General features: G+C 61.0%; 18 protein-coding genes. 15 read left to right on the forward strand and 3 right to left on the reverse strand.

The genetic code is table 11. The annotated features are described in order from the left end of the window. The 12 genes from AC0L2X_RS21635 to AC0L2X_RS21690 all read left to right on the forward strand — a co-directional run. Window positions 1-924: type VI secretion system baseplate subunit TssF (locus AC0L2X_RS21635; RefSeq protein ID WP_473600302.1), on the forward strand; the 924-nt coding region annotated here is incomplete at its 5' end. Continuing rightward, window positions 888-1,949, forward strand: coding sequence for a type VI secretion system baseplate subunit TssG (gene tssG, locus AC0L2X_RS21640; protein ID WP_473600303.1), 1,062 nt, complete (start codon window positions 888-890; stop codon window positions 1,947-1,949). The genes AC0L2X_RS21635 and tssG, both read left to right, overlap by 37 nt. Continuing rightward, window positions 1,946-3,421, forward strand: a complete 1,476-nt coding sequence (tagH, locus tag AC0L2X_RS21645; protein WP_473600304.1) for a type VI secretion system-associated FHA domain protein TagH — start codon at window positions 1,946-1,948, stop codon at window positions 3,419-3,421. Before tssG ends, tagH (AC0L2X_RS21645) begins: the two co-directional genes overlap by 4 nt. A 3-nt stretch (window positions 3,422-3,424) precedes the next feature. After that, entirely contained in the window at window positions 3,425-3,880 is a 456-nt protein-coding gene (gene tssJ / locus AC0L2X_RS21650; RefSeq protein WP_473560770.1) for a type VI secretion system lipoprotein TssJ, read from the forward strand. A gap of 38 nt (window positions 3,881-3,918) precedes the next feature. Further along, window positions 3,919-5,253 carry a type VI secretion system baseplate subunit TssK gene (gene tssK / locus AC0L2X_RS21655; RefSeq protein ID WP_473600305.1) on the forward strand — a complete coding sequence of 445 codons (1,335 nt, stop codon included), beginning with the start codon at window positions 3,919-3,921 and terminating at the stop codon, window positions 5,251-5,253. Window positions 5,254-5,257: 4 nt separating this feature from the next. Beyond that, the gene (gene icmH / locus AC0L2X_RS21660; protein ID WP_473600306.1) at window positions 5,258-6,580 is read left to right on the forward strand and encodes a type IVB secretion system protein IcmH/DotU; all 1,323 of its coding nucleotides are present in this window, start codon (window positions 5,258-5,260) and stop codon (window positions 6,578-6,580) included. A 1-nt stretch (window position 6,581) separates the two neighbouring features. Then, entirely contained in the window at window positions 6,582-10,118 is a 3,537-nt protein-coding gene (gene tssM / locus AC0L2X_RS21665) for a type VI secretion system membrane subunit TssM (RefSeq protein WP_473600307.1), read from the forward strand. Next, window positions 10,100-10,642, forward strand: a complete 543-nt coding sequence (gene tagF, locus AC0L2X_RS21670; protein WP_473600308.1) for a type VI secretion system-associated protein TagF — start codon at window positions 10,100-10,102, stop codon at window positions 10,640-10,642. The genes tssM (AC0L2X_RS21665) and tagF overlap by 19 nt, the downstream gene beginning before the upstream one ends. Next, a complete protein-coding gene (locus AC0L2X_RS21675; protein WP_473600309.1) occupies window positions 10,642-11,748 on the forward strand; it encodes a DUF2169 family type VI secretion system accessory protein in 1,107 nt (368 codons plus the stop codon). The genes tagF and AC0L2X_RS21675 overlap by 1 nt, the downstream gene beginning before the upstream one ends. Continuing rightward, complete coding sequence (locus AC0L2X_RS21680; protein ID WP_473560780.1) at window positions 11,745-12,770, forward strand: beta-ketoacyl synthase N-terminal-like domain-containing protein; 1,026 nt, start codon at window positions 11,745-11,747, stop codon at window positions 12,768-12,770. The genes AC0L2X_RS21675 and AC0L2X_RS21680 overlap by 4 nt, the downstream gene beginning before the upstream one ends. Beyond that, a complete protein-coding gene (locus tag AC0L2X_RS21685; RefSeq protein ID WP_473600310.1) occupies window positions 12,767-13,786 on the forward strand; it encodes a PAAR-like domain-containing protein in 1,020 nt (339 codons plus the stop codon). The genes AC0L2X_RS21680 and AC0L2X_RS21685 overlap by 4 nt, the downstream gene beginning before the upstream one ends. 30 nt (window positions 13,787-13,816) lie before the next feature. Then, window positions 13,817-14,713: a hypothetical protein gene (locus tag AC0L2X_RS21690; RefSeq protein WP_473600311.1), complete on the forward strand. Its 897-nt coding sequence runs from the start codon at window positions 13,817-13,819 to the stop codon at window positions 14,711-14,713. Here the strand turns inward: AC0L2X_RS21690 and AC0L2X_RS21695 are convergent. Genes AC0L2X_RS21695 through AC0L2X_RS21705 form a run of 3 tightly spaced genes read right to left on the reverse strand, consistent with a single transcriptional unit; the run spans window position 14,701 to window position 17,818 of the window. Further along, window positions 14,701-15,048, reverse strand: coding sequence for a hypothetical protein (locus AC0L2X_RS21695; protein ID WP_473560784.1), 348 nt, complete (start codon window positions 15,046-15,048; stop codon window positions 14,701-14,703). The two genes, AC0L2X_RS21690 and AC0L2X_RS21695, sit on opposite strands and share 13 nt — an antisense overlap. Beyond that, window positions 15,048-15,473 carry a DUF6484 domain-containing protein gene (locus AC0L2X_RS21700; protein WP_473600312.1) on the reverse strand — a complete coding sequence of 142 codons (426 nt, stop codon included), beginning with the start codon at window positions 15,471-15,473 and terminating at the stop codon, window positions 15,048-15,050. Before AC0L2X_RS21700 ends, AC0L2X_RS21695 begins: the two co-directional genes overlap by 1 nt. Window positions 15,474-15,487: 14 nt before the next feature. Continuing rightward, window positions 15,488-17,818: a type VI secretion system Vgr family protein gene (locus AC0L2X_RS21705; RefSeq protein WP_473600313.1), complete on the reverse strand. Its 2,331-nt coding sequence runs from the start codon at window positions 17,816-17,818 to the stop codon at window positions 15,488-15,490. A gap of 280 nt (window positions 17,819-18,098) precedes the next feature. On the opposite strand from AC0L2X_RS21705, the gene tagH (AC0L2X_RS21710) reads away from it, so the two are divergent. The 3 genes from tagH (AC0L2X_RS21710) (at window position 18,099) to tssM (AC0L2X_RS21720) (ending at window position 24,538) form a co-directional block, all read left to right on the forward strand. Continuing rightward, on the forward strand, window positions 18,099-19,154 hold the full coding sequence (gene tagH, locus AC0L2X_RS21710; RefSeq protein ID WP_473600341.1) for a type VI secretion system-associated FHA domain protein TagH: 1,056 nt from the start codon (window positions 18,099-18,101) through the stop codon (window positions 19,152-19,154). Between the two features lie 457 nt (window positions 19,155-19,611). After that, window positions 19,612-20,952 carry a type VI secretion system protein TssL, long form gene (gene tssL / locus AC0L2X_RS21715; RefSeq protein WP_473600314.1) on the forward strand — a complete coding sequence of 447 codons (1,341 nt, stop codon included), beginning with the start codon at window positions 19,612-19,614 and terminating at the stop codon, window positions 20,950-20,952. A gap of 22 nt (window positions 20,953-20,974) precedes the next feature. Continuing rightward, on the forward strand, window positions 20,975-24,538 hold the full coding sequence (gene tssM / locus AC0L2X_RS21720; protein WP_473600315.1) for a type VI secretion system membrane subunit TssM: 3,564 nt from the start codon (window positions 20,975-20,977) through the stop codon (window positions 24,536-24,538). Window positions 24,539-24,540 lie beyond the last annotated feature (2 nt).

The following is a 24,540-nucleotide window of genomic DNA, read 5'->3' on the forward strand; positions in this document are numbered from 1 at the left end:
CCCCCCCCCCGCGCCGCCCCCGCGCCCCCCCCCCCCCCCCCCCCCCCGGGGGCGGCGCGCCCCCCCCCCCCCCCGGGCGGGGGGTACTCCAAAATTTTTGGGGTGGCGGGGTCGGCGCCCCCCCACAGCGAGGGGAGCGACGCCGCAATCCCGGAGCTCTTCAGCCTGGGACAGAACCGCGGCAGCGGTTGGGTTTATTCCACCGAACGGCGCCCACGCCGCCCGACGGAGGAGGAACGGCGCGACGGCCTCACCCGCACTTCATACACCGGCGACGACGTTTTCCTGGCGATTTCACGTCCGGCGGAAAGTCCAGCGAACCGACCGCTGAAGCGCGTCGACATCGTGGCGCTCTGCACCAACCGCGATCTGCCGATTCTTGACGACAACCCTACCTTGACTCTGGAAGCCGGCGATCCGGTCGAAACGATCCGGCTTCTCGGCGCATTGCGCCCGCCTCGCCCAGCCATCCCCGCAGCGCTGCCGGCGGGCGCGGCGGGTGAATCGCGAGCCGACAATCTCGCCTGGCGGCTTGTAGCGCAGCTCGCGCTCAACTTTCTAAGCCTTGCAAAGGAAGGTCGCGGCGTCGATCCGCTGCATGCGCTGCTTGAGCTTTACGCCGACAGGGGAGACCCGAGCCTCGCCCGCAATGTGCACTCGATCGTGCGCATCGACTCCCGGTCGGTCATCGAACGGCTGCAGATCGATGGGCCGATGTGCTTCGGACGAGGCACCGAGGTGACATTGCATGTCGATCAATCGGTTCTGGCGGGGCAGAGCACCTTGCTGCTTTCGGCCTTGCTGGCACGGCTGTTTGCCCGTCATGCCGGAATAAACGGCTTTGTGCGAACCCGCACATGGCTGCTGCAAAAGCAGGAGGATGTGCCATGGCCGATGACGCCCGGCAATCGCTACCTGATGTAGACAAGCCTGGCCGGTCAGAAGAGCTGTCGGATGCATTCGACTTCTTCGAGTTGTTGCGGCGACTCGAACGAAGAGGCGGGCTGTTCGGCTATTCCGGCCCGCCGGAGCGCGAGCCCTCGCGGCTCGGTCAGCATGTCCGTCTCAGCTTTTCCGCCAAGGACCTGGCAGAATTCCGCGAAGCGACTGACAAAGCGCCCGCTCGGGTCACGGTCGCAAACATTGGTCTGATGGGACCTGAAGGTCCGATGCCCCTGCATTTGACGCGCTGGGTACTCGATCGCCTGTCGCAACGCTGGTTCACCGGCGCCGATGCGCAGCAGACCAGCGACACGACGTTCATGGACTTCGTCAACATTCTTCAGAACCGCATGATTGCGCTGTATTACAGGGCGTGGGCGGACGCCCATCCGGCGGTTCAGGTCGAGCGCCCGGTAGGTGGGCGCGTTCGCGCCATGCTTGAAGCCATGGCGGGAATAGGGCTTCCCGGCACCCACAATCCCGAACTGGACGCCGTGAAGCTGCGCCAGGCCGCCTCGCTTGCCAATCAGGTCGACGGCCCCGAGCGGCTGACGCTGTTCCTGGCTGAGGCGTTCAAGGTGCCGGTCCAGATCAGGGAGTTCATCGCTGCCTGGATGACCATACCAGCCGCGCTCCAGACCCGCCTCGGCAAAGCCTACGCAGGGCTCGGTCGGGGAGCGACGATCGGTCCGCGCGTCTTCAACCGTCAAAGCAGGATCGAGCTCCGCGTCGGCCCGCTGGGCTATGAGGAATTCAAGGCGTTCCTGCCGGGCGGTCAACGCCTCAAATTGTTCAAGCAAGCCGTTGGCGACATGGTCGGCGAATCGCTCGACGTCGATCTGCGCATCGTGCTGGCGCGCGATGCCGTTCCGCCGCCGCGTATCGGAACCGTGCAACTCGCCCGGACCGCCTGGCTTGCGCGGCCCGCTGAAAGGGGCGATGCTGACGACATGCGGCTGCGGACATTAGTCGGCTGGCGGCAGGAAGGGGCGGAGGTCGCGGCATGAGTCTGCTGCTGACGCTGGAGCAAGGGCCACGCACCCAGGCGGTACGGCAGACCCGGCTTGACGAGGGGGAACTGGTGATCGGCCGCAGCGCGGACGCTGGCTGGCAGATCGACGATCCCGACATGTTCGTTTCACGCGCCCATTGCAAGATCACTGGTGGGCGCGACGGATATTTCGTCACCGATACGTCGAGCAGCGGATTGTTCATAGACGACTCCGACAGCCCGCTCGGCGCAGGCAAGTCGACGCGTCTTCGCAATGGCATGCGGCTGAGACTGGGCGATTACATCGTGCATGTCGATCTGCAGACGTCGAGCGCCCAAGCAACAGCAGCAGCCGCACCGCCAGTTCCAGAGCGCTCACCGCCGGCGTCTCGGGCGCCGGTCAGCATCGGCCGTGACGATTTCTTTTCAGCCGCCGTGGAAGAGGAGCCGCAGCGGCCACGTCCAGCCGAGCTGCCGAACCCGTTCGAGCAGCCGATCCCGGGAGCGTTCGAGCGCGCCAATTCCAGACAGCGCAGTTCGCCTGCTTTCGACGACCCGTTCAGCCTCGATCCGGTCGCAACACCGGTGTCCAAAGGCACCGCAAACTATCCAGAACCAGCCAGCGCACCCAAGCAGACAGACCCATTTGGCCTCGAGTCGGAATCGTTCCCCAACGGCGCTACGGAGCCCGCGACGGCAAAGCTGCCGGAATTCAATGACGACTTCGGTTTTGGTCCAGCCGCGGCGCCCAACCCGGGAATCGGCGCCGGCTCAACCGGGCAGCGGGAGCGCGACGCCCAGCCACTGCAAGCGGCCAATTCCTGGGACCTGCCCGTGCGAGCGGCAGATGTCCCCTCCCCAATGCGGGCAGGCGCAGCCGCCAGCCCCGCCCGCCAGCCGCCTGCGAGACAGCACGCCGACATGGCGCTCCGCACCGCATTCCTGCGCGGTATGGGTGTCGCGGAAGCCGATTTTCCCGGGCGCGACGCCGTCGCCGAGATGGAGAAGTTCGGCCGCGAATATCGGCTTATGATGGAAGGATTGATGCAGCTGCTGCGCAAGCGCGCCGAAGAAAAAGGAAATGCCCGCGTTGCCCAGACAATGGTCGGAGCCTCCGAAGTCAATCCACTCAAGTTTCTGCCGACGGTCGACGACGCAATCGTGACGCTTATTGCCGAACGCAGCCCCGGGTTTCTTGCCGGCGAAGCGGCTATCGCGGATGCGGTTCGCGACCTCGCACAACATCATGTGCGCGCCTGGCGCGGCGTGCAGGCGGCCCTGCGGCGGATGGTCGACCGTTTTGAGCCGGCAGCCATCGAAGAAGAGCTGAAATCGAGTTCCGCGATCGGCACGCTGTTGTCGGGCGGGCGCGGCGCCAAGCTGTGGGAGCTCTACCAGAAACGCCATCGTGAAATAGCCGAGAGCGCAGAAAAGAGCTTTCTCGGCGAAATCGGCGCCGATTTTCGGGATGCATATGAGGAGGAGTAAGACATGATCGATCGACGCGAATTTATCGTTGCCTTGGGTGCGACCGGGCTGCTTACGGCCTGTCAAAGCGCCGGGCCGCCAAAACCGTCGGTCATCACCGTGAAGCTGACAGGAGCGGCCGGCATGAACCCTGGACCAGGTGGCGGCGACCGGCCAGTGACAGTGCTGGTCATGCGGCTGCGCAGCACCGGTAAGTTCAATTCCGCCGACTACTTTGCCTTGCAGGGGGATGCCGGCTCGGCACTGGCAGGCGATCTGATCGGGTCCGACCAGATTGCCGTCGGGCCTGGAAAAACCGCGACCAAGACCATTACAGTTGAACCGGATGCGACGTCCCTGGGCTTCGTTGCACTTATCCGTGAGCCTGGCGGGCGAAACTGGCGGACCACCAAATCGGTTTCGCCCGGATCAAACTTTACGGTCAATGTCACGCTCGGCAGCGGCGGCATTTCCGCCTGACGGCCAAGGCAAGGGAGCTCGATGCAGAGAGTAGCCGGATGAGTGATGCAAACAGGGTGCTGTGGTCCGAGGGCCTTTTTCTGCGGACCCAGCATTTCCAGCAGCAGGATCGTTTCTTTGAGGCGACTGTACGCGGCGCGTTGCAGGCCGGTCAGCTGCATACGTTCGGCTTTCAGCAATTGACGCTGGATAAGGCATTGCTCGATGCCGGCCAGATCTCGATCCTGTCTGCACGAGGCATCTTCCCGGACGGAAGCCCCTTCTCCATTCCGGATCTGATGGACGCGCCGCGTCCGCTGCCGGTCACCCCGGATACAGGCGCCGGCCCGGTGCTGGTCGCCTTGCCGCTCGAGCCGGCCGGCGGGGTTGGCTTCGATCCCGCGCATGCGCCACCCAGCGGTGCGCGCTATCATGGACGGATCGTTTCGGTGCGCGATGCCGTCCAGGGCGGCTCAGATCCCGAAGAAATCGAAATCGCCCGGCCGCAATCGCTGTTGCTTGCACCCGGCAAATCGGTCGGCGGCTATACCGCCCTGCCCATAGCCGACATCAAGGGGATTCGAGCCGATGGCGGCGTTTCGCTGGACGAGACGTTCCTGCCACCGGCTCTGGTTACTGGTGCAGTGGCCTGGTACCGGCAACTGCTTCTGGAAGTTGTCACAGGCCTCGACCAGATCGCTGAGGCGCATGGCAAGATGGTCATGGGCGGGCCCGGGCGCAGCGTCGAAGACCTGTTGATGCTCAACCTCGCCAACGCGGCGCGTCCGCGACTGGCCCATATGCTGGCGCAGGATGTTTTCCATCCGGCCGAACTTTACCTGGAACTGGTCGGGCTTGCCGGTTCGATGGCGACCTACGGCTCGAGCGCGCGACGACTGGGCGAGCTGCCGGCTTACGATCACATGGCGCCCGGCCCACCGTTTTCGGCGCTCGCGGATGCGTTGCGCTCACTGATCCTGAGCCTGCGCTATATCGAGCCGAAATCGCGGGCGCTGCCCGTCATGCGCCATTCGACGAACGTTTGGAAAATCCGCATCGACAATCCGAAGCTGCTGCTGGCCAGCCGGATCGTTATCCGGGTCGGCTCGGAACTGTCGGAGGACGCGCTACGCAAGATATTCGTCAACCAGGCGACCGTAGGCTCGGCGGATGAGTTCGAGGGCCTGTGGAAGTCCCGCCTGCCCGGCATCCCGCTGAAACCGCTTCATTCGCAACCGCGCGAGATTCCTTACGACGGCGATCGGCTGTGCCTTGAGCTCGATCAGAAAAGCGAGCACTGGGCATCGCTGCTCGGTGCCCCAGGCTTCGTCATTGGCGTTTCGGGTGTACTGCCGAGCGAACCGCAGGTGGACTGCTATTCGGTGAACAGGTGAAACCATGAGCCGGGATGATCCTTTCGGACTGTCGGAGGATCGCGAACGCACTCGCATCAGGCTGACCGGCACGCCGATGCCGCGGCCGATGGCGGCATCCTTGCCGGGCGGGCCGGTAAAACGCTCGCGCACCCACCCGAACGGCCTTGTCAACGCCTTCGCGCCCCTGCTCGAGTTTGCGCCTGAGCTTGAAAGCGCGCTGCCACCGGAGAATCCGGAAGTGTTGCGCACCCGGCTGCTCGAAGAACTGGTTCGGGCACGCGACACGGCAATGGCGGCGGGGTCATCGATGGAGCGTGCCGATCAGGCAGCCTGGGTGGTGGCGGCCTTGCTCGACGATCTGGCCCTGAACACGCCCTGGGGCGGGGCCAGCGCATGGCCGCGTCAGCCGCTTGTGGTCATGTTGCGCGGCGATGTCGACGCCGGCACGCAGTTCTTCACACGGCTCGACGAACTGGAACGCCATCCGAACCGAGACCGCGAATTGCTGGAACTTCAGTATGACTGCCTGGCACTCGGTTTTCGCGGCAAGTATCGCGTGCCCGGCCGGTCGGGCGATCGCTCGCTCAATGCCGTTCGTGTGGCCGCGGCACGTTTCCTGCGCGATGCCGACGCCGAGAATGCGCCGCTGTCGCCAAACTGGAAAGGCGTCATCGCATCCGACGAGCCGCAGCGCTTCATCGTTCCGATCTGGGTGATGGCCTTGGCGGCGGCGGTCATCGCCACCGCGACCTATGTCGGGCTCTCGATGGGACTAAGCAGCCAGGCGGTGGAGCTTTCAGCGCTGGTCCGCGCCTTGCCGCCGCCGACCCGTGGCGACATCAGCCGCGTGTCGCCAGCCGTCGATGTCCCGCCGCCGGAGACCGTGGATTTCGCGCTGCTGCCCGAATTTGAGGCCGGCGCGCCGGCCAATCTCAGATCGGCTCTCAGCGGCACGGAGAGCGTTTCGCTTGCCAAGCTGGTCATCCAGGCCTCCAATCCTGAACTGTTCCAGTCATCGCGGCCAACACTGACGGAAGGATTCGAGCCGCTGATCGGCTCGATCGCCAAGGTGATCCTGGCCAATCGGGACCTGATCGGCAACATCACCGTGGTCGGACATACGGACGGCGTGCCTCTGCAAAGAACCAATCCGCTGTCGACCAACCAGCGACTTTCCGAGGCTCGCGCCCAGACCATTGCTGACATGCTGGTGCAAAACGGAGTGCCGCAGGAACGCGTCCATGCCGAGGGCCGGGCAGCCACGGATCCAGTGGCCGATGACGGCACGCGCGAGGGCCGGGCCCTGAACCGGCGCGTTGAGGTGCTGGTCGAAAAGAGGCTGTGAGATGTTCATCCTGCGCTTCCTCTGGGCGGTCCTGACATCGCGCTGGCTGTGGACACTGATTGGCATCACGCTGCTTTCCTTTGTGATCTGGGTATTCGGGCCGATCGTCAGGGTCGGCCCCTACGACCCTTTCGCCTCCGACAATGTGCGCATCGTCATCATCGCGCTGCTGGTCATCTTCTGGCTGATCTGGCTGATCGCTGCCCAGCGTCGGGCGATCCGTGCCAACCGTATGTTCGTCGCCGAAATCGCCGCGCCGGCGGTAGAGAAGCCACTCAGCCCCGGCGAAGAGAATGTCGCTGCCGTCGGAGCCAAGTTCGGCGAGGTCATGGCCGAGTTGAAGCGCCGCAAACTGGGCGGTCGCAAGTTCCTGCGCGAGATGCCCTGGTACGTGATCGTCGGACCGCCGGCCACCGGCAAAACCACAGCCTTGCGCCAGTCGGGGTTGAATTTTCCGATCGACCTGACCGACGACCTGCAAGGGGTCGGCGGCACGCGCAATTGCGACTGGTTCTTTTCGGAGAGTGCGGTTCTGATCGACACTGCAGGCCGTTATGTCCAACAGGAGAGCCAACCCGGCGTCGACGCGGTGGAGTGGCTGGGCTTCCTCGACCTTTTGAAGAAGCACCGGGGCCGTCGCGCGCTCAACGGTGTGATCGTCGCACTTTCGATCGATGTGCTTTCGGAGGGCGACGACGCCATCAAGGCGCATGGCCGCAAGATCCGCCGTCGGCTGGCCGAGCTCAACGACCGCCTCGAAATTCGCCTTCCGGTCTATCTGATGCTGACCAAAGCCGACCTGATCAAGGGTTTCGAAGCTTTCTTCGGCGGTTTGTCGACGGCTGCGCGCGAGCAGGTTTGGGGGACGACGTTCGCACTCGACGCGCATGTCGATGCAAAGACCATCGAGCGGGAAATCGCGACGTTAGCCACCGAGCTCGAGCGGCGGCTGGTGCCGCGGCTGGAGGACGAAGACAAGCTTGCTGCCCGCGCAGAAATCTTCAGGTTTCCCGCCCAACTCGCCAGCCTGTCCGAGCCGATCCAGGTACTGATCGAAGCGATGTTCGGGGAAAGCCGGTATGAGGAGGCCGCCTGGCTGCGTGGCCTTTATCTGACGTCAGCGACCCAGGAAGGGGCGCCGATCGATCGGCTGACCGCAGCGCTGTCTGCCTCCTTTGGCCTTCCGCCGCGCCGGGCGTTAGCCGCGCCGCGTGTCGAAAAACGCAGCTTCTTCCTAAAGAACCTGCTTACAGAGGTCATCTTCAAGGAAGCCGGCCTAGGCACCTTCGATCCGCTGGCGCAACGCCGCCGTGCCTGGATCTGGCGTGGCGCGGCCGCCGCATGTGCCGCAGCCGCCCTGCTGGTCAGCGGTCTGTTCACCTGGTCCTATTACGACAACCGCAACGCTATCACGGCCCAGGCAAGCCGGTTCGAGGCGCTGCAAACGCCACTGACCTCGGCGGCGGCAAACCCGGCATCCGTAGAGCAGCCTGCGATCGATGGCGCCCTCAGCGCAATGGATGAGGTCGCAAATGCCCGCACCCCGCCGCCTGGCGCAGCACAGGATTTGCTGGGGCCATCAGCCTCGGCCGAACTGGTGCGGGCACAGACCGACACTTACGACCATGCTTTGCGCAACGTTCTCGAGCCGCACATGGTGGCGCTGCTCGAGGCGACGATGTGGCGGCAGATCCGCGATCCGGACTTCATCCTTGGCGCGCTGAAGACCTATCGCATGATGACCGGCCTTTCTCAGATGGATCCAGACTTCGCCCAGAGCTGGTGGGTCAACAGTCTGCCTGAATTCGCCGCGGCTGCCCCCTTTCCGACAGCTGACGCCGAACAGCACCAGCTTGCCGCGATCCGTCGCATGGCGGTTGACGCCAGTTATATCGCTCCGGACCAGGCGCTGGTTGCGGAGGCACTGAAAACCGTCTGCACGATTTCCTTGCCGGCGCGTGCCTATAAACAATTGCTGGCCGACCCGGCGGTGACTGCGCTCAAGGAATGGATTCCTGCCAACTTCGCCGGCCCCAACGGCGCCAAGGTCTTTGCGCGGCGTTCCGACAAGACGCTTAGGGTCGGCATTTCGGGAGCGTTTACCTATCCCGGCTTCCATGACGCCATTCTCGACCGGGTCGAGGATGTCGCCGCCCAGGCAGCACTCGACCGGGCAGTGTTCGCCGGCGGTTGCTCGGAAAATTCCGAAACCTCGGTGTCAGCGCTATCAGAGGATATTCTGAAGCTTTATTACGACGACTACATCGCGCAATGGGACAGCTTCCTGCGCGACATGCGGCTGGCGCCATTGACCGATCTCAACGTCGCCAGCGAGAACCTCAAAGACCTTTCAAGTGCCGACTCCGCGCTGAAGCGCCTGGTCACCGCGGTGGTCCAAGAGACCGAGCTTACGCGATCCGATGAAGCGCCGGCAAACGACAAGGCAGCGGCGGCAGGTGGCTCGAAACTGCTTGGCAAGCTGGGCAAGCTTGGCAAGATCGTAAAAACCGGAGCCAAGCTTTTGCCGCGTGCCGGCTCCGCCGACGAGGTGGATCTTACCGGCAGTCTGGTGGCCGAGCATTTCAAGCCGCTCAAGGGTGCCATTGCCGAGGTCGACGGCCAGCCGCCGGCGCTCGACGCCGCCATTGTCGCGCTCACCGCACTGTCCAACGTGCTGCAGACGGTGACAGCCAATCCCGATCCTCAGGACGCCATCAAGAAGCAGGGCGGCCTCGCCGAACTGACTGGAGCGGTTGCCAGGCAGGCGCAGATCCTGCCCGACCCGATCGATGATTGGTTGGGCGGTATTGCCGGCGATACCAGCGGCCTGACGCAGAAGGCGGTCACCTCGGAGCTCAACGCCATCTGGCGCGCCGATATCCTGCCGTTCTGCCAGGCAGCACTCAACAACCGCTATCCTTTCAGCCCTGACAGCGCCGTCGACGTCAATGTCCGCGACTTCGCCCGCCTGTTCGGACCGGCAGGGCTGATCGACACCTTCATCAACGACCATCTGATCAGCTATGTCGACACGTCAGCGCAGCCATGGAAATGGCGCGCCGATTTCGGCCTCGACCCGTCGGCACTGGCCGCGTTCGAACAGGCAAGGCGAATCCGCGATGATCTTTTTCCGGGCGGTACAGGCCCGCTGATGAGCTTCACGCTCGAACCGAAGGACCTGTCGCCCAATGTCGCGCGCGTGACGCTCAACCTCGATGGCCAGAACCTCGTCTACTATAACAATGCAACAAGGCCGCAGCCGATGACGTGGCCCGGCAAGGACGGCACAGGCGTCATCTCGCTTGCCTTCCAGCCGATCGATGGCTCGCCCGAGATCTTGCTGAACGAGACCGGCAGCTGGGCGTGGCTGAGAATGTTGCGCAGCGGTCGCTTCACCGGCACCTCGCTGTCGGACGTCTACAGCCTGCGCCTGGGCACCAAAGGCATGTACGCCGATTTCCAACTCAAGGCGGCAAGCGTCGAGAACCCCTACAATCTTCAGATGTTCAAGAAGTTCTCATGTCCGCCCCAGATATGATCCTGGCCGGCTTTTACGGCAAGATGCCCGCTACCGGCGATTTTGTCACGCGGCGACTGCCAGGTGATTTTGTTCGCGCCTGGGACCGCTGGCTGGCGCAGCATGTCGTCCCGCTTATTGGCTCGGAATCCTGGCCGCGCGGCACGGCGCTGCGGTTCCTGACCGGTCCGGATTTTTTTGGCGCATCAGCAGGCGTCATCGTGCAGAGCGCCGACAGAGTTGGCAGGCAGTTTCCGTTGAGCGTCGTCGCGCTGCTTTCCGAGGCTCCCGTCGAGCTTGCCTTTTGCGATGCGTGGTTTGCAGAGATCGAAAAGGTGGCCATCGCAGCCCAAGGCGGCAAGCTGACGCCGGACGAATTGGATGGCACGCTTGCTGCGCTGCCGGTGCCGCAGGTTGAGCCGGGCGAAGAGCTCATCAGCGATATGGTGATGTGGACAGCGCGTTCGGACATATTCGATATTGATCCGCTGTCTCCGCAACTGACGCTGGAGCAGATCTTCGTCACAAGCTGGGAGACCGGCTGATGGAGATCTGGAACCAGATGGGCTATCCGCACCAATTCACCATGGGCATGGACAAGGCCGGTCATGAGTGGATCGTCGTGGTGGTGAAGGGCACGTTCGACTTTCCCGCGATGCCTGGCGGGCCGGTGCGAAAATCGGCGGAGCAAGTGCCACTCGTCTTTGCCGACATCCAGACGGGAGAGCCCGGCTACTCGGCCACACTTTGGGAAACCGACTTCGCTTTTCGCAAGCTGCGTTGTGATGTGATCGCCAATGGCTTTGCGTACGCGCCGGGGGGGCGCCCAGCTGAACGTGTACCGGTCGGCATCAAGGTCGGCAATTGGTCGAAATTGTTCGAAGTCGTCGGCCACCGCGAGTGGCGCGCCATCGGACCGGTATTTACCTCCACCGCCCCGCAGCCATTCCTGAAACTTCCTATCTCATATGACGTCGCCTGGGGCGGCGTCGACAGACTAGACCCGGAGGACAGACTCCCCGCCAGCTACAGGTACAATCCGGTCGGATCGGGCTGGTCGCGAACTAAAAATCAGCGTCTCATTCCCGGCCTGCGGCTGCCCAACACGCAAGCTGTCGGCGAAGAAATCCGTTCGCCGTTCGGCGACTACAAGCCGATGAGTTTTGGCCCGATGGGACGCGGCTGGCCCGGACGGATCGAATATGGCGGCACCTACAATCAGGACTGGATCGACAACGTTTTTCCCTTCCTCCCCCCAGACTTCGACGAGCGGTACTTCCAGATGGCGCCTCCGGACCAGCAGATCGATCTGCCGAGAGGCGGCGAGCAGGTGCAACTGGTGAACCTGACGCCTGAGGGGCGGGTCAGCTTTCGGCTGCCCAGCACTGGGTTGCAGATGACGCTATTCAAGGGCGGCGAAAAGTCATACGACGGCATCGCTCAATCAGACACAATTCTTTTCGATCCAGAGAACAGACGCTTTTCACTGGTGTGGCGCGTGTCGCAGCGCATACAGCGCACCATTCTGGATTTCTCCGAATGCTGGATCGGCCCGCCGACCAGAGGAATGCTGAGGGCTCGCCTAACCGGCAAGCGCTACATCCGTACGTTCGATCTGCCGCCAAAGGACGACGAGGCCGACGCGGCATGAACGCAAGCCTAGAGATTGCCTCCGTGGGCATGGTTACGGCTGTCGGCCTCGACGCGCCGTCCTCTTGTGCGGCAATGCGAGCCAGACTGGATGGGTTCCAAGAGACGCGATTCCTCGGTCTCTCAGGGGATTGGCTAGTCGGCGCTCCGGTACCTCTTCCGCGTAATTGGATTGGAGAAAAGCGCATGGCTCATCTGCTGGCCGGCGCGATCTGTGAGGCCATAGCCGGTTTCCCCGACGCCCGCGATCAGTCCACAGTCATTTTGTGCCTCCCGGAACCGGAGCGAGCCGGAATACCCATTAACGATACTGCTAAGCTCATCAGCCGAGTGTCGCTCGCCGCTGAAATTGATCTAGCTGGGCGCACGCGTGTGGTTGCGCACGGGCGCCCCTCTGGCCACGCCGCGCTTGACCATGCTCGAAGGATGCTCGCGTCCGACGAAGCCCAATGCGTGATCATCGCAGGCGCGGACAGCTATCTCACAGCAGGTGCGGTCGGGCACTATCTCGCCGAACACAGATTGCTGACGGCTGACAATCCGAATGGCTTCATCCCCGGCGAGGCAGCGGGAGCCGTCGTTTGTGTGAGATCATCAACGAATGGATTTCGTTTGTATGGTCTTGGCCTCTCTCGCGAGACTGCCTCGATCTATAACTCAAACGACCTCGCCTTGCGCGCCGAGGGAATGACTTTTGCGTATCGCGCCGCCCTCGGCGAAACCGGCATTGAAATGAACCAGGTTGGTTACTGCATATCTGACCTCATTGGCGAACAGTATTGGTTCAAGCAGACAGCCCTAACTTCAATCAGATTGCTGCGAGGCCGCCACGAGTTCCAAGACCTTTGGTCTCCCGCAGAATCACTTGGCAACATTGGTGCGGCGGCCGTTCCGATCATGATTGGAATGGGTTGGACTGCAGCGACTAAGGGCTATGCGGCCGGTACCCCGGTTCTTATCGAGGCCTCTTCCGATGCAGGTGCCTGCGGAGCCGCTGTTTTTGCCGCAAAGAGAGTAGCATGACAGTGTATGCCAACGGACTTGAGATCGCGTGCAAGGCGCAGACGAACCAAGTCGTTGCGGCGTTTCCTTATGTTTGCTTCACGCCTCCGCAGACGCCAGCAACTCCGCCAGGCGTGCCGGTTCCCTACCCGACGTTCGGCATGGACGACGACACCGACAACGGCACCAGCACTGTCAAGATCGGCGGGACAACCGTCACCCAGAAGAACAAATCCTACTACACCAAATGCACGGGCAATGAGGCGGGTTGCGCCCCGAAGAAAAACATCATCACCTCGGTCAATCGCGGCAAGGAATATGCTCACGCATGGTCGGGGAACGTCAAGATGGATGGAGAGCCGATAAGTCGTTTTTCAGACATCTCGAGCAACGATCACTCTTCGCCGAATGCAGGAGGCCCACCCTATCCGAAGATCGGCCGCATGACGATGACGCCGGACAACTGTGCTAAGATTCTCGCCGACTTTAAGCTTTCCATTCACAAGCACAGGGACAGCACCTGTAAAGAGACCGAAAACTCGGAACATTTTATGGAGAATCAATTTCTGCAGGAGGAGAGCGCGCGAGGCGGAATTGGCGGAACATTCGACCAGTTCAAAAATTATAATGAAGGCGATGCACCGTGCATCTGCATGGACGCCTATAAGAAAAAGAAAGGCGTCGAGAAGAAAAATTGGCCAACCGAGGGCACGGACCATCATGCTAAGTCGGCTGACGTACGGGCGTTCATAAAGGATTGCAAATCGACACCGACAATTGGAAAGGCGCTTCGGGCATGCTGCGAAGCCGTAGTCGACAACCATGGTCCGACCACGGGACTGCGGCAAGGCGATAAGAACGATCAGGACAAAGCAGAGCAGATCATGCACTGCCTGGAAACGGTTTTCATTGAGCATCTCGTTGAGAAGATCAACGAACGGCGGGCCGAAGAGGGGAAACGGGGTACCACGGCGGAAACAGTCCGTGAGATGAAGATCGGCCGCGAAGTTAATCCGACCGTGGGCAAGATGTGGTAGTAGCGACAACAAGTGAAGTGCGAAAATGTAATGGCAAGATTAGATCCTGAAGACGTTCGCGCCGAAACGGTTCAAGCCTGGATCATCGATGATCAGTACATTCGCGTCATGTGCCAGCTTACAAATAGTGCCATGTCGTCAGCGCAGGCGCGAGTTTACGAGATCCGACTCGGCCGACCGGATCAAAGCCGGATGATTTTTCATTATGATGATCTCATGCCGTCTTTCTGGTCTGACAATGGTCCGTTCTGGATGGCGCTCGAGTCCGGCTCGCGAGTGCATTCTAGTCTCGGTCAACTAGACGACGTGACGGGGGGCAAGAGCGGTACAGAAGTGTCGCTCAGACGCTTATGGGGATTAGGCAAGGACTTGGTTCTGGCAGTTGGCAAAGGCGGCACCTATCGATTCGATGGACAGATGTGGAACTCGGAGAAGCTGCCTACTCCCCACATCCTCTTAGATGTTCACGGTTCGGCGCCGGATCGAATCTTTGCCGTCGGAAATCGAGGTGTGCTGGTCGAGTTTGACGGTCAGAAATGGGCCGCCCACGATACCGCCCTGCACAACCGGCTGCACGCGGTCTGCGCAGGCAGCGACGGTGCAATCTATGCAGGCGGCGACGACGGGACCTGCTTCCGGCTTAGTGGCGAGGAGCGCACCGACTACGCTGCGGGGGAGTCAACTTTTTACAGCATATGTGAATTCCAGGGGAAGCGCTATTGGGGCGATGACGAGTACGGCGTGTTCCTTCAACAAGGCAACGGACTCATCCCATTCAAGGAAATAGAATTCGCTTACTACATGACCTCCAGCGACAATTATATGGTTGTTACAAGCGGCAGTGAGATGTTCCTTTTTGATGGCACTAATTGGCAAAAATATGAGTACCGACATGATGGAGCGGATTGGAGGTTCTACTTAGTTTGAAGTGACGCATTCATCGCTATGAAGGTCCTCACTTTTTCTAAATCTAGTTCGTTTACCGGTATTGCCTGCTTGGCTTCTAGCATCCGCACCACAAAAAGCTCGCCGGCTTCAGGAAATTCCTGGTAGAGGGCGGCGGCTATCTTCCTCCCCTCCTCACCCGATACTCTTAGCCCGTCCAAATGGGCTTCCAGCCTCGCTACCAACCTAGCGAGCCGCTCTTCATCCATGTCAGGATTTTCGGCCGGATGCAGTAGATGGTGGTCATAGACGGTCCACAAAAAAGCAGCCATCTCGGCATGCTGTCGGACAATTTCGGGCAGGACCGGCGCTTTCATCAGTTCAAATTCACCGAACCGCCACGAATGCGGTTTGCAGCACTCGCGTGGCTGACAAGATACGTGCCGCGGATGGTGATGCGGCCGTCCTTCTCCATGATGATGGTCGCCTTGCCGCAGCGCAGTTCGATCCGCTCGTCCGCAGTGATGCGGACGCTTTGGCCGTCTCGTACCACCTGCGGCGAGGTAGATTTGCGCGACGGTTCCACGATGCGGCCCAAAATCAGCGGCCGTCCCGGATCGCCCTGCTGAAACAAGAGCGCCACTTCTGCGCCGATCATTTCCGAGCTAAGCTCAACGAGGCTGAGCGCCGGAATGGCAGTCTCCTTCGGATTGCCGAGAAAAACCACCAGCGGCCCGTCCTCGCCAAAGCCGAGGAAGACGCCGATCACCACCCCTTCTATGCGCTCTAAGATCTTTGTCATATCAAGCCCTCCGCTCAATTCTGTTTTATTTCCGAGCCTTTCATCGTGATGTCGCTTGACGCTTTCATGTTGATCTTTCCCGAAGCTCTGACGGATATGTCCTTGCCCTCGATCGAAATCGTGCCATCCTTTTTCATTGCGATTGCCGCCGAGCCGCACTTTATCACGATCGAATCGCCGGCTTCGATCAGCAAATCTTTGCCGATTTTGATGACCCCGTCCTCGCCTACCTCAACCGCGCTGCCTTTGGCTATCTTGAGCGCCCGGGAACCACCGACTTCGGTCGCATCGTCCTCAGCAATCTTGGCCGATCGCCCAGCCCCAATATCGGTGCCTTGATCCTTCGCGATCTTGATCGTCTGGCCGGCGCCTATTTGGACGCTCTGGGCAGCAGCGATCTTCCAGCTGTCCGCTGCCCCGATGTCGTGGCTCTGCGCCGAACCTACGGTGACCGCCCGCGTCGCACCGATGGTGTTCGTCTGCGCCGCGCCCACGGTTCTGGTCTCGGTGGCACCCACGGAGTCGACACGCGCCGCACCCACGGTGATGGTCTGGATGATCGCCACCGTCTGGGTGTGATTGGCGCCAATCGTTTCGGTAGAGTTGGATCCAATATTGATCGTCTCGTTCGAACCGACGGTTAGCGAGCGGTTCACACCTACCGTCTCGGTGTCGTTGTTGCCAATATTCGTTGTCTGGTCGACGCCGACTTTGACCGTCTTGTTGTTGCCGACGTCCTCGTCGAGATTGTGGCCGACGGAGTGTTTGGCGTCGTGGTCGATGCGGTCGGACTGATCGTGCTGAACCAGCTTGTTACGGTCGTGCTTGATCAGAAGGTGATGGTCTTTCTGCGCCTGGAAGTTGACCAGCTCGGAGCCGGCCTTGTCCTCGAACATCAGCTCGTTGTAGCCACCGCCACCTTTCGATGAATCGGATTTCCAGCCGGATTGCGTAGCGTTACCGGGCAGACCGTAAGGCGGCATCTGCGCGGCGTTGTAGACCCTGCCGGTAATGATCGGAAGGTCCGGATCTCCTTCGATGAAGTCGACGATGACCTCCTGCCCGATGCGCGGTATCTGAATAAAACCCCAGCCGCTCCCGGCCCAGGTCTGCGAAACCCGCACGAAGCAGGAACTGTTCTGGTCCTTCTTGCCCAACCGGTCCCAATGAAACTGGACCTTCACCCGCGCATACTTGTCGGTGAATATCTCCTCGCCGGACGGACCGACCACCGTCGCCGTCTGGGGACCGCGCATGATCGGCCGTGTCGTGACCCGCGGCGGACGATAGGGCAGGGCCGTGGGTGCCACGCCAAGGACCACCTTGAAGTTCTCGCTGTCGACGTCGGCATGGGGTCTGTAGCCAGGGTCAAAGAGCCTGTATTCGGCACTGACCACCAGATACTCCTGGTTCTGGTCCTCGCGCGGAAAGCCGTCCAGCTTGAACGTGCAGCCTGAGTACAGGCCGCGCACTGTTCCAACCGCGGCGATGCGCTGGTGCACCGCCTGGATTTCCTCGCGCCGGATCGCCGCCAGGCTGTCGCCGCGGCCCACTTCCAGATGCGCGCCGGGTTGCCGATAATTCTCCCCCGCGGCCAACTTGTGACTGAACGGCTGGGCCGACTTGGCCATCAGGTCGGCGCCCGGTTTCTTGAAATCATAATCGGTATGGACATAGGAGCCCGGCCGCACCGAGCTGCCCGGGATCCATTCGGTGATATATTCGATATCACGCCGAGAGCCCTGCCCCTCAAAGTGGTAAGCCACTTTTTCATAGCCCGGCGCTGGCTTCAGCTTGCTCATCGCATCGGCGAGCACAAGGGTGTGCTTGCCCTCGCCATGCTCGAAGAAATACAGGATGCCTTCGTGCTCGAGCAGCCGCTGCACGAAGTCGAGATCGGTCTCGTCGTACTGGACGCAGTACTCGCGCGGCGGATAGGACCCTTGCAGGCGCTTCTCGTATCTTGCCGTGCTGTATTTGGAAAATACCTCTTCAACGATTTCGATGACGCTCATGTTCTGAAAAATGCGGCAGTCCGTCGTATTGCCGAGAAACCAGAGCCATGGCCGGACGACTGCTTCGTAGTAGGCCAGCCGGTCCTCGATCCGGGTAAGGCGAAAGTCCGACACGATGCCGCTGAACCAGCGCTGGGGGTCGGCTTCACCTTCGATGGAGACGGGGCCACCCAGCATCTTCAGCGGATCGATATCGGGGCTGGGGCTTACGAACCCGACCGTATAGGCCAGACAACGACTAATCTCATCGCGCCCGACGAGATGTGTGAAGGTCAGCAGCTCAGCGCCAACTGGCGTTTGCACCACCGTGGCGCGTTGTTCACTCGGCATGGGTCGTGCCCCTCCTGGGCCGGCAGCCAGCGCGGCGGATTTGAGGATCCTGTTCAGGAACTCGAAATCACATCAGACCTCGATGGTTGCCAGTCCATGTCAAGCGTACCACAAGTTTGTTGTGCTGGCCAAAGCGGACCATCAAAGGTTGGCCTAGTCTGCAGAGTCGGGAGTTCGCTCTTTGCGTTGCGCCACGTGATGCGAATTTGGGGTTAGCCACTCTAAAAACATGGAGTATCGTGTCGGCAAGGCCGCCAGCGATCACACAGGCGATTTTCGCATGTTAATCAGTCTGCAGATCAGCAATGTCGATGCCCTGCCCACTGGCGTGGCGCCTGGCTACCGATCGCGTAATCGCAGCTTCAAAATCGGCCGCGAACATTGCGACTGGATCTTGCCTGATCCTGACAAGTTCATCTCAGGCCGGCATTGCCAAATCCGATACGAGGCAGGCGCGTTTTGGCTGCACGACATTTCGCGCAATGGCACTTTCATCAATGGATCGAGCCAACGCGTCACCGGTCCGCGCCGGCTAGACCACGGCGACAGGCTCCTGGTCGGCCGCTACGTCATCTTTGTATCGATTGACGACGAGCATGCGACGCCAAGTCATCCGGAGGCCGACCGAGGTTCGACGCAACGACACATGCCGGTCGCGGGCGATCGGCTGCTTGATCCCGGAGGCGAGCCTCTTTTCAGTTCGGCAGAGCGATGGCTCGGGCAAGCATCGCCATCGACATCATCACTGCCTAGGGCCGTCCCCTCCACGACAGACGAGGTGCTGCGGGAAATTGCAATCGGCGCAGGCATCTCGCCGGAACTGTTTCAATTGCGTGATCCGCATGAAGTCGCTGCCGAAATCGGCGCAGTGGTTCGCACGGTGGTCGAGCAACTGGCCATGCTGCTGAAGGCACGTGCGGCTGCAAAGACATTGGCCAAGAGCCCACACCGAACGATGATAAGCTCCGCTGAAAACAATCCCCTCAAATTTGTCCCGGGGACCGACGACATACTCGAAATCATGTTCGCACGGCGCAGGGCCGGCTATCTCGATGCCAGGCGCAGCGTCGAGGACGCGTTCCGCGATCTCAAGGCGCACGAATTTGCCACCTATGCCGCCATGCAAGCAGCGCTCTCGCGACTGCTTGACGACCTGTCTCCGGAAGCGATCGGCAAAAAGCTCCCGCCGACATCGTTTACCTCGAAGAAGGCCCAAGCATGGGACGCTTTTGTCGGGACGTGGAGGAGCATGGAGGAAGCACACGAAAACGGCATGCTGGATATATTCTTGGCCTATTTCAGCGAGGCGTATGCCAAAGCCGACAAGCACAAATAGACCTGCGCAACATACTGCGCCGCTGTAGCTGACGAAGAAAAGAGCGTCGGCGCACCGCATCATGTTCCAATCGACAACATCTGGGACTACGATCACATACGACAGTTCGCCAAGCGGGTAAGCCTGATTGACCTGGGGGTCTGCGGCAAATGTCACATTGCGGCGCCATACTTTCTTGTAGCTCCGGACCGCCTTGCCGGAAGGACCATTGCCTGCCCTATCAAGCCAGGAAAGATCTGGCGCCTCTCGCACGTGAGCGCGGACACTGCACGGCAGCGGCACATCGGCGATGAGCTCGAAGGACGATCCTTTCGGCCCGGTCGGCAAGACCGTCATCCGCACCAATCCACGACGCGGGCAGAATGCGAAACCAGCCGCAAACGAACCGATTGCGAAGATCGTCGCGCCCTCGGATGTCAAGGAATCGACAGTTTTCGATCCTGACATAGGTCGGCATATGCCGCCGGACTGGACATCCGGAACCATTCTTTATCAGGGAGCATCGTCCGGTGCAGCGGCCAGAGCCGAGGCGGCCGGGTCAAGGCCGACCATTCAGCAGGAGGTGCTGCTTGGCGCCGCAGACACGGTAAAATATTCGACGGCAAATCCAATCCTCGCTGCGTCAGCGCCGTTGCTCGTCCTGTTCGGGCATCTCAGGCTCGTGCCGGTCGAAAGACAGGCGGCGCCATTGGCCGAACATATCGCCGATGCGATCGAGAGGTTCGACTGGACGCTGGAGAAGTCAGGGGTTCCCGAAGAGGATGCGCGGATCGCGAAGTTTGCCCTTTGTGAAACGGCCGACGATCTTGTGGGCAACCTACCTTGGGCCGGCGAGGACACCTGGGCACAGCACAGTATGCTGTCGCGGTTCTTTCACATCGAGCCCACCGGCGCCGGCTTTTACGAAGCACTGAACAAGGTGCTGGCCAATCCTGAGCCACACTTCGACCTGCTCGAGCTGATGCATGTGTGCCTATCCCTGGGATTTGAGGGCCAGTATCGTGGCCTGGCGCGCGACGATACCAGTCTCGAACGTGTGCGGCGCGACGTCTACGAGACGCTTCGCTACTTCAGGGCCCGTGCCGGAGAGGACATCTCCCCCCGCTGGCAAGGCATGGCCGCTATGATGGTGCCGTCTTCGACCCGCCTGCCGCTCTGGGGTGTTGCTGCAGCGGCGTCAGCCCTGCTGACGGCCGCGTTCTTCACGCTGCGGGCGTTCATGACCGATGAAGGCGATGCTGCAGCCAGACAATTGCTGGCGCTCAATCCCTCGACGCCTGTGACGATCGAGCGCGCCAGTGTGATACCCCCACTTGCCAAACCGGTGACAGCCGCCTCGCCTGCCGTGACCGGCCAGATCGACCGCATCCGCTCAGCACTGTCCACGCAAGTGGAGCGCGGCGGGATGACCATCGGCACAAAAGGCGACTTCATTGTAGTAGAGATCAACAATCAATTATTGTTTCAGCCCGGCAAGTCCGAAGTGAAGCCCGAGTTTCTGCCACTGGCCGCACAGATTGCCGCAGCCCTCGAGCACGAGCCAGGGCCAATCACGATCGTTGGCCACACGGATAATGTGAAACCACGGAAATCAAGCACGTTCAAATCGAACTTTGACCTTTCGGTCGCCCGCGCGAAGGCTGTTGAAACAATGATCGCCGCGAAGCTTAGCGATCCCTCGCGAGTAATGGCCCAAGGCAAGGGCGAAGACGAGCCAATTGCCGACAATGCGACGTCCGAGGGCCGCGCCAAGAACCGCCGTGTCGACGTGATGATCCCCAAGGAGGAAACGCTGTGAACACCGCCGGTGGGAAACACCAATGATGCGTTGGCTGCCACGGATATTCAGCACGGCCGCGTTGGGCGGTTTTGCGGCGGCGATCTGGTTTGCTGGACCTTTGATCCGCTTCGCCGATATCCGGCCGCTGGGACCTGTTTGGTTGCGCGCGACAATCATCGGCACGATCGTGGCGGCCGCGGCCCTCGTTTACGGAGTGCGCGTCTGGCAGGTGAGAAAGGCGGAAAAAGCGCTCGAGACCGCCGTTGCCCGCAACGACGGGGGCAATGACGATTCACCGGTGCTCGAGGCACGCATGAGTGAGGCCATAGCAGCACTCAAGCGCTCGAGCGGCAAGCGCAATTTCCTTTACGGCATTCCCTGGTACATCGTCATTGGCCCGCCGGGCGCCGGCAAGACGACGGCACTGGTCAATTCGGGTCTGAATTTTCCGCTTGCCGGTTCAGGAGACGCCCAGCCGGTGGCCGGTGTTGGCGGCACCCGCTCCTGTGACTGGTGGTTTACCGAAAAGGCTGTGCTGATCGACACGGCGGGACGCTACACCACGCAGGATTCCAATGCTGGAAGCGACAGCAAGAGCTGGCTTGCGTTTTTGTCACTGCTCAAGAAACACCGCACCAGACAACCGATCAACGGGGTTATCCTGGCCATCAGCCTTGCCGATCTCATCAGCCTCGATGACCAGCAGCTTGACGCCCATGTCGTTGAAATACGCAGTCGCCTGAGGGAGATCCACGAGACGCTGAAAGTCCAGTTTCCGGTGTACCTGCTTTTCACCAAGGCCGATCTTGTTGCCGGCTTCATGGATTATTTCGGCAGTTTCGAGGAGCCGCGCAGGCGCAAGGTCTGGGGCGCGACATTCCATACCACAGACCGCAACAAGAACATGGCCGGTGAGGCTTCGGCCGAATTCGATGCACTGGCGAAGCGCTTGGCGGACGAGATGCCTGATCGCCTGCAGGAAGAGCCTGATCCGGTCTCGCGCATATCGATTTTTGGCTTTCCGGCCCAGTTTTACGCGCTGAAGGGCCGAATTGCAAATTTCGTGACCAGCCTGTTCGATCCGGTCCGCAGCCAGGTGAACGTCAGCTTGCGTGGGCTCTACTTCTCGTCGGGGACCCAAGAGGGAACGCCTATCGATCAGGTGTTGGGCGCAATTGGCCGCAGTTTCGGCAACAATTCCCGCCCCCACCTGTCCGGGACCGGCAAGAGTTTCTTTTTGCACGATCTCCTGACTGATGTCATTTTCGCCGAATCCGGGTGGGTTTCCTATGACCCAGCGACCGAGAGGCGGGCAGCGGCCCTCAGATATGGCGGCTTTGGCATCATAGCCTTGATCACTGCAGCGGCCCTTGGCGCGCTCGGGATGAGCTTCATGGCCAACCGCTCGCTGATCGCCTCCACGACGCAGGCGATCAGCCAATATCGCGAGACAGCCGACGCCCTGCTCAAAAGCACGACGGTCACCGATGTCGACCTTGAAAACGTCATCGGCCCGCTCGACCAGTTGCGCAACATGCCGGCCGGTTTCGAAACCAGTGACTTACCGACACCGATCGAGGAAACGGTCGGCCTTAGCCAGCGGGAAAGGCTTCTTTCGGCATCGACAACAGCCTACCGGCAAGCACTGGAACGAATGTTGCGGTCGCGTCTGCTTGTTCAGGCCGAGCGGACCGTCCAGGCGACGATGGCTGAGCCCGCCGCGCTCTACGAACCGCTCAAGATCTACCTGATGCTTGGCGGCAAAGCACCCAAGGTCGATGACGCATTGATCATCTCCTGGATGAAGCAGGATTGGGAACAGAACCGGTATCCAGGCGAGAGCAACCGCGAAGGACGCGCGCAGCTCGAAAAGCACCTGCGCGCCATGCTTGCGTTGGACGATGCCTATGATCCGGTTTTCGAACTCAACCAGCCGCTTGTGGAAGCCGCCCAACGTTCACTCGGGCGCATGAGCCTTACCGATCGTGCGTCCGCATTGATCAAGTCGGCGGTGTACGCGGCTGCGCTGGACGATTTTTCTGTTTCGCAAAAAGGCGGGCCGGAAGCGCAGCTTGTGTTCGAGCGCGTCGATGGCGGCGATCTGTCGAAGCTCCGTGTTCCCGGTCTCTACACCCATGCCGGATTCAACAACTTTTATCTCGGACAGCTTTCGCGCATTGCGCAGACACTCGTCGACGACCAGTGGGTCCTGGGCGGTGGCGGCGAGCAAGGCGGGATCGATCAGGAGTTGCTCAAGCTCGGCCCCGAACTTCTCGATCGCTACGGCAAGGAGTTCGCAGCCGCGTGGAACAGCGTTCTCGATGGTTTGAAATTCAAAGCCATGCTGAACGACAAGCCGCACTATGTCGCGCTTTCCGCCGTTGCCTCACCAAGCTCGCCGATCGAACAGCTTTTTGCCGCGATTGCCGAGGAAACAGCCTTGGCGCGCGACCCTGTCTCCGGTGAAGACTCGGGCAATGGGACGCAAGCCGGCACCGTCATGCGCCAGTCCCAGGACGCTGCGGACATGGCCAAGGGCCTGGCTCGCATCGGCATTCAAATTAGCTCCGCAAAGTCGCAAAGCCGTGCCGGTATGGGGTCGGCGAAATTTCAAACCCAGAGCCCTGGGGCAAACATCGAAGCGCAGTTCAGGTCCTTCCAAGCTCTGGTAAGCGGGCCTTTTGGACACCGACCGATCGATGCGCTGACCCAGAATTTTCGCGACATCCAACAGAGCCTGCAACTGGCAACCGAGGTCCCCTCGCAGACGGAACGTGTCAACGCCAACCTTCAGCTGCAGATAGCCACCCTTCGCGCCAATGCATCGCGTCTGCCCAAGCAACTCGGCAGAATGGTCAACGCAACTGCAGACGAATTTGAGGGCAACGCGGCTGAAATTTCGTTGACGAATCTGAACGAGATGCTCGACCAGGCCGTCACGCAGCCCTGCGAGGAGGCGGTCAACGGCCGCTACCCGTTTGCCGGCGATGGTACCGAGGATATTGCGATGGCGGACTTTGCCAAGTTGTTCTCTCCGGGCGGCCTGATGGATCGGTTTTTCGCACAAAACCTTGCTTCCTTGATCGACATGAGCGGCCAGGACTGGAGCTGGAAACAGAATGCGCGCTTTGGGCGCGACCTGTCGAAGTCGACGCTGAAAAACTTTCAGGTGGCTGCGGAAATCCGCAACGCCTTTTTCCCCTCGGGCGGATCAATGCCCTCGGTCAACCTGACCTTTACTCCGTTCTCGCTGAATGGCGATGCAGATGCTGCGGTGCTCGACGTCGATGGCCAGATCGTCCAGAGCAACCAGGCGGGTAACACGCCAAGCACGGTGTCCTGGCCGAGCGGCGCGGCCTCGGCGTCCGCCAGTCTGAGACTGATACCGGAAATGCCGGGCCGCGAATCCGTTATCAGCTTCGACGGGCCGTGGTCGCTGAAGCGGTTGCTGGACAAGGCGACGATCACCAGCAAAGACGGCACTATTGAGGCGCGCTTCGTGATCGGTGGACGCGACGTCAGCTATACGATCCAGACCGGTCCCGGACCCAGCCCCTTCTTCCTTCCCGCACTTTCAGCATTCAGCTGTCCGAAGGCGTTTTGAGA

It is taken from the genome of Mesorhizobium sp. WSM4828 (assembly GCF_055811175.1).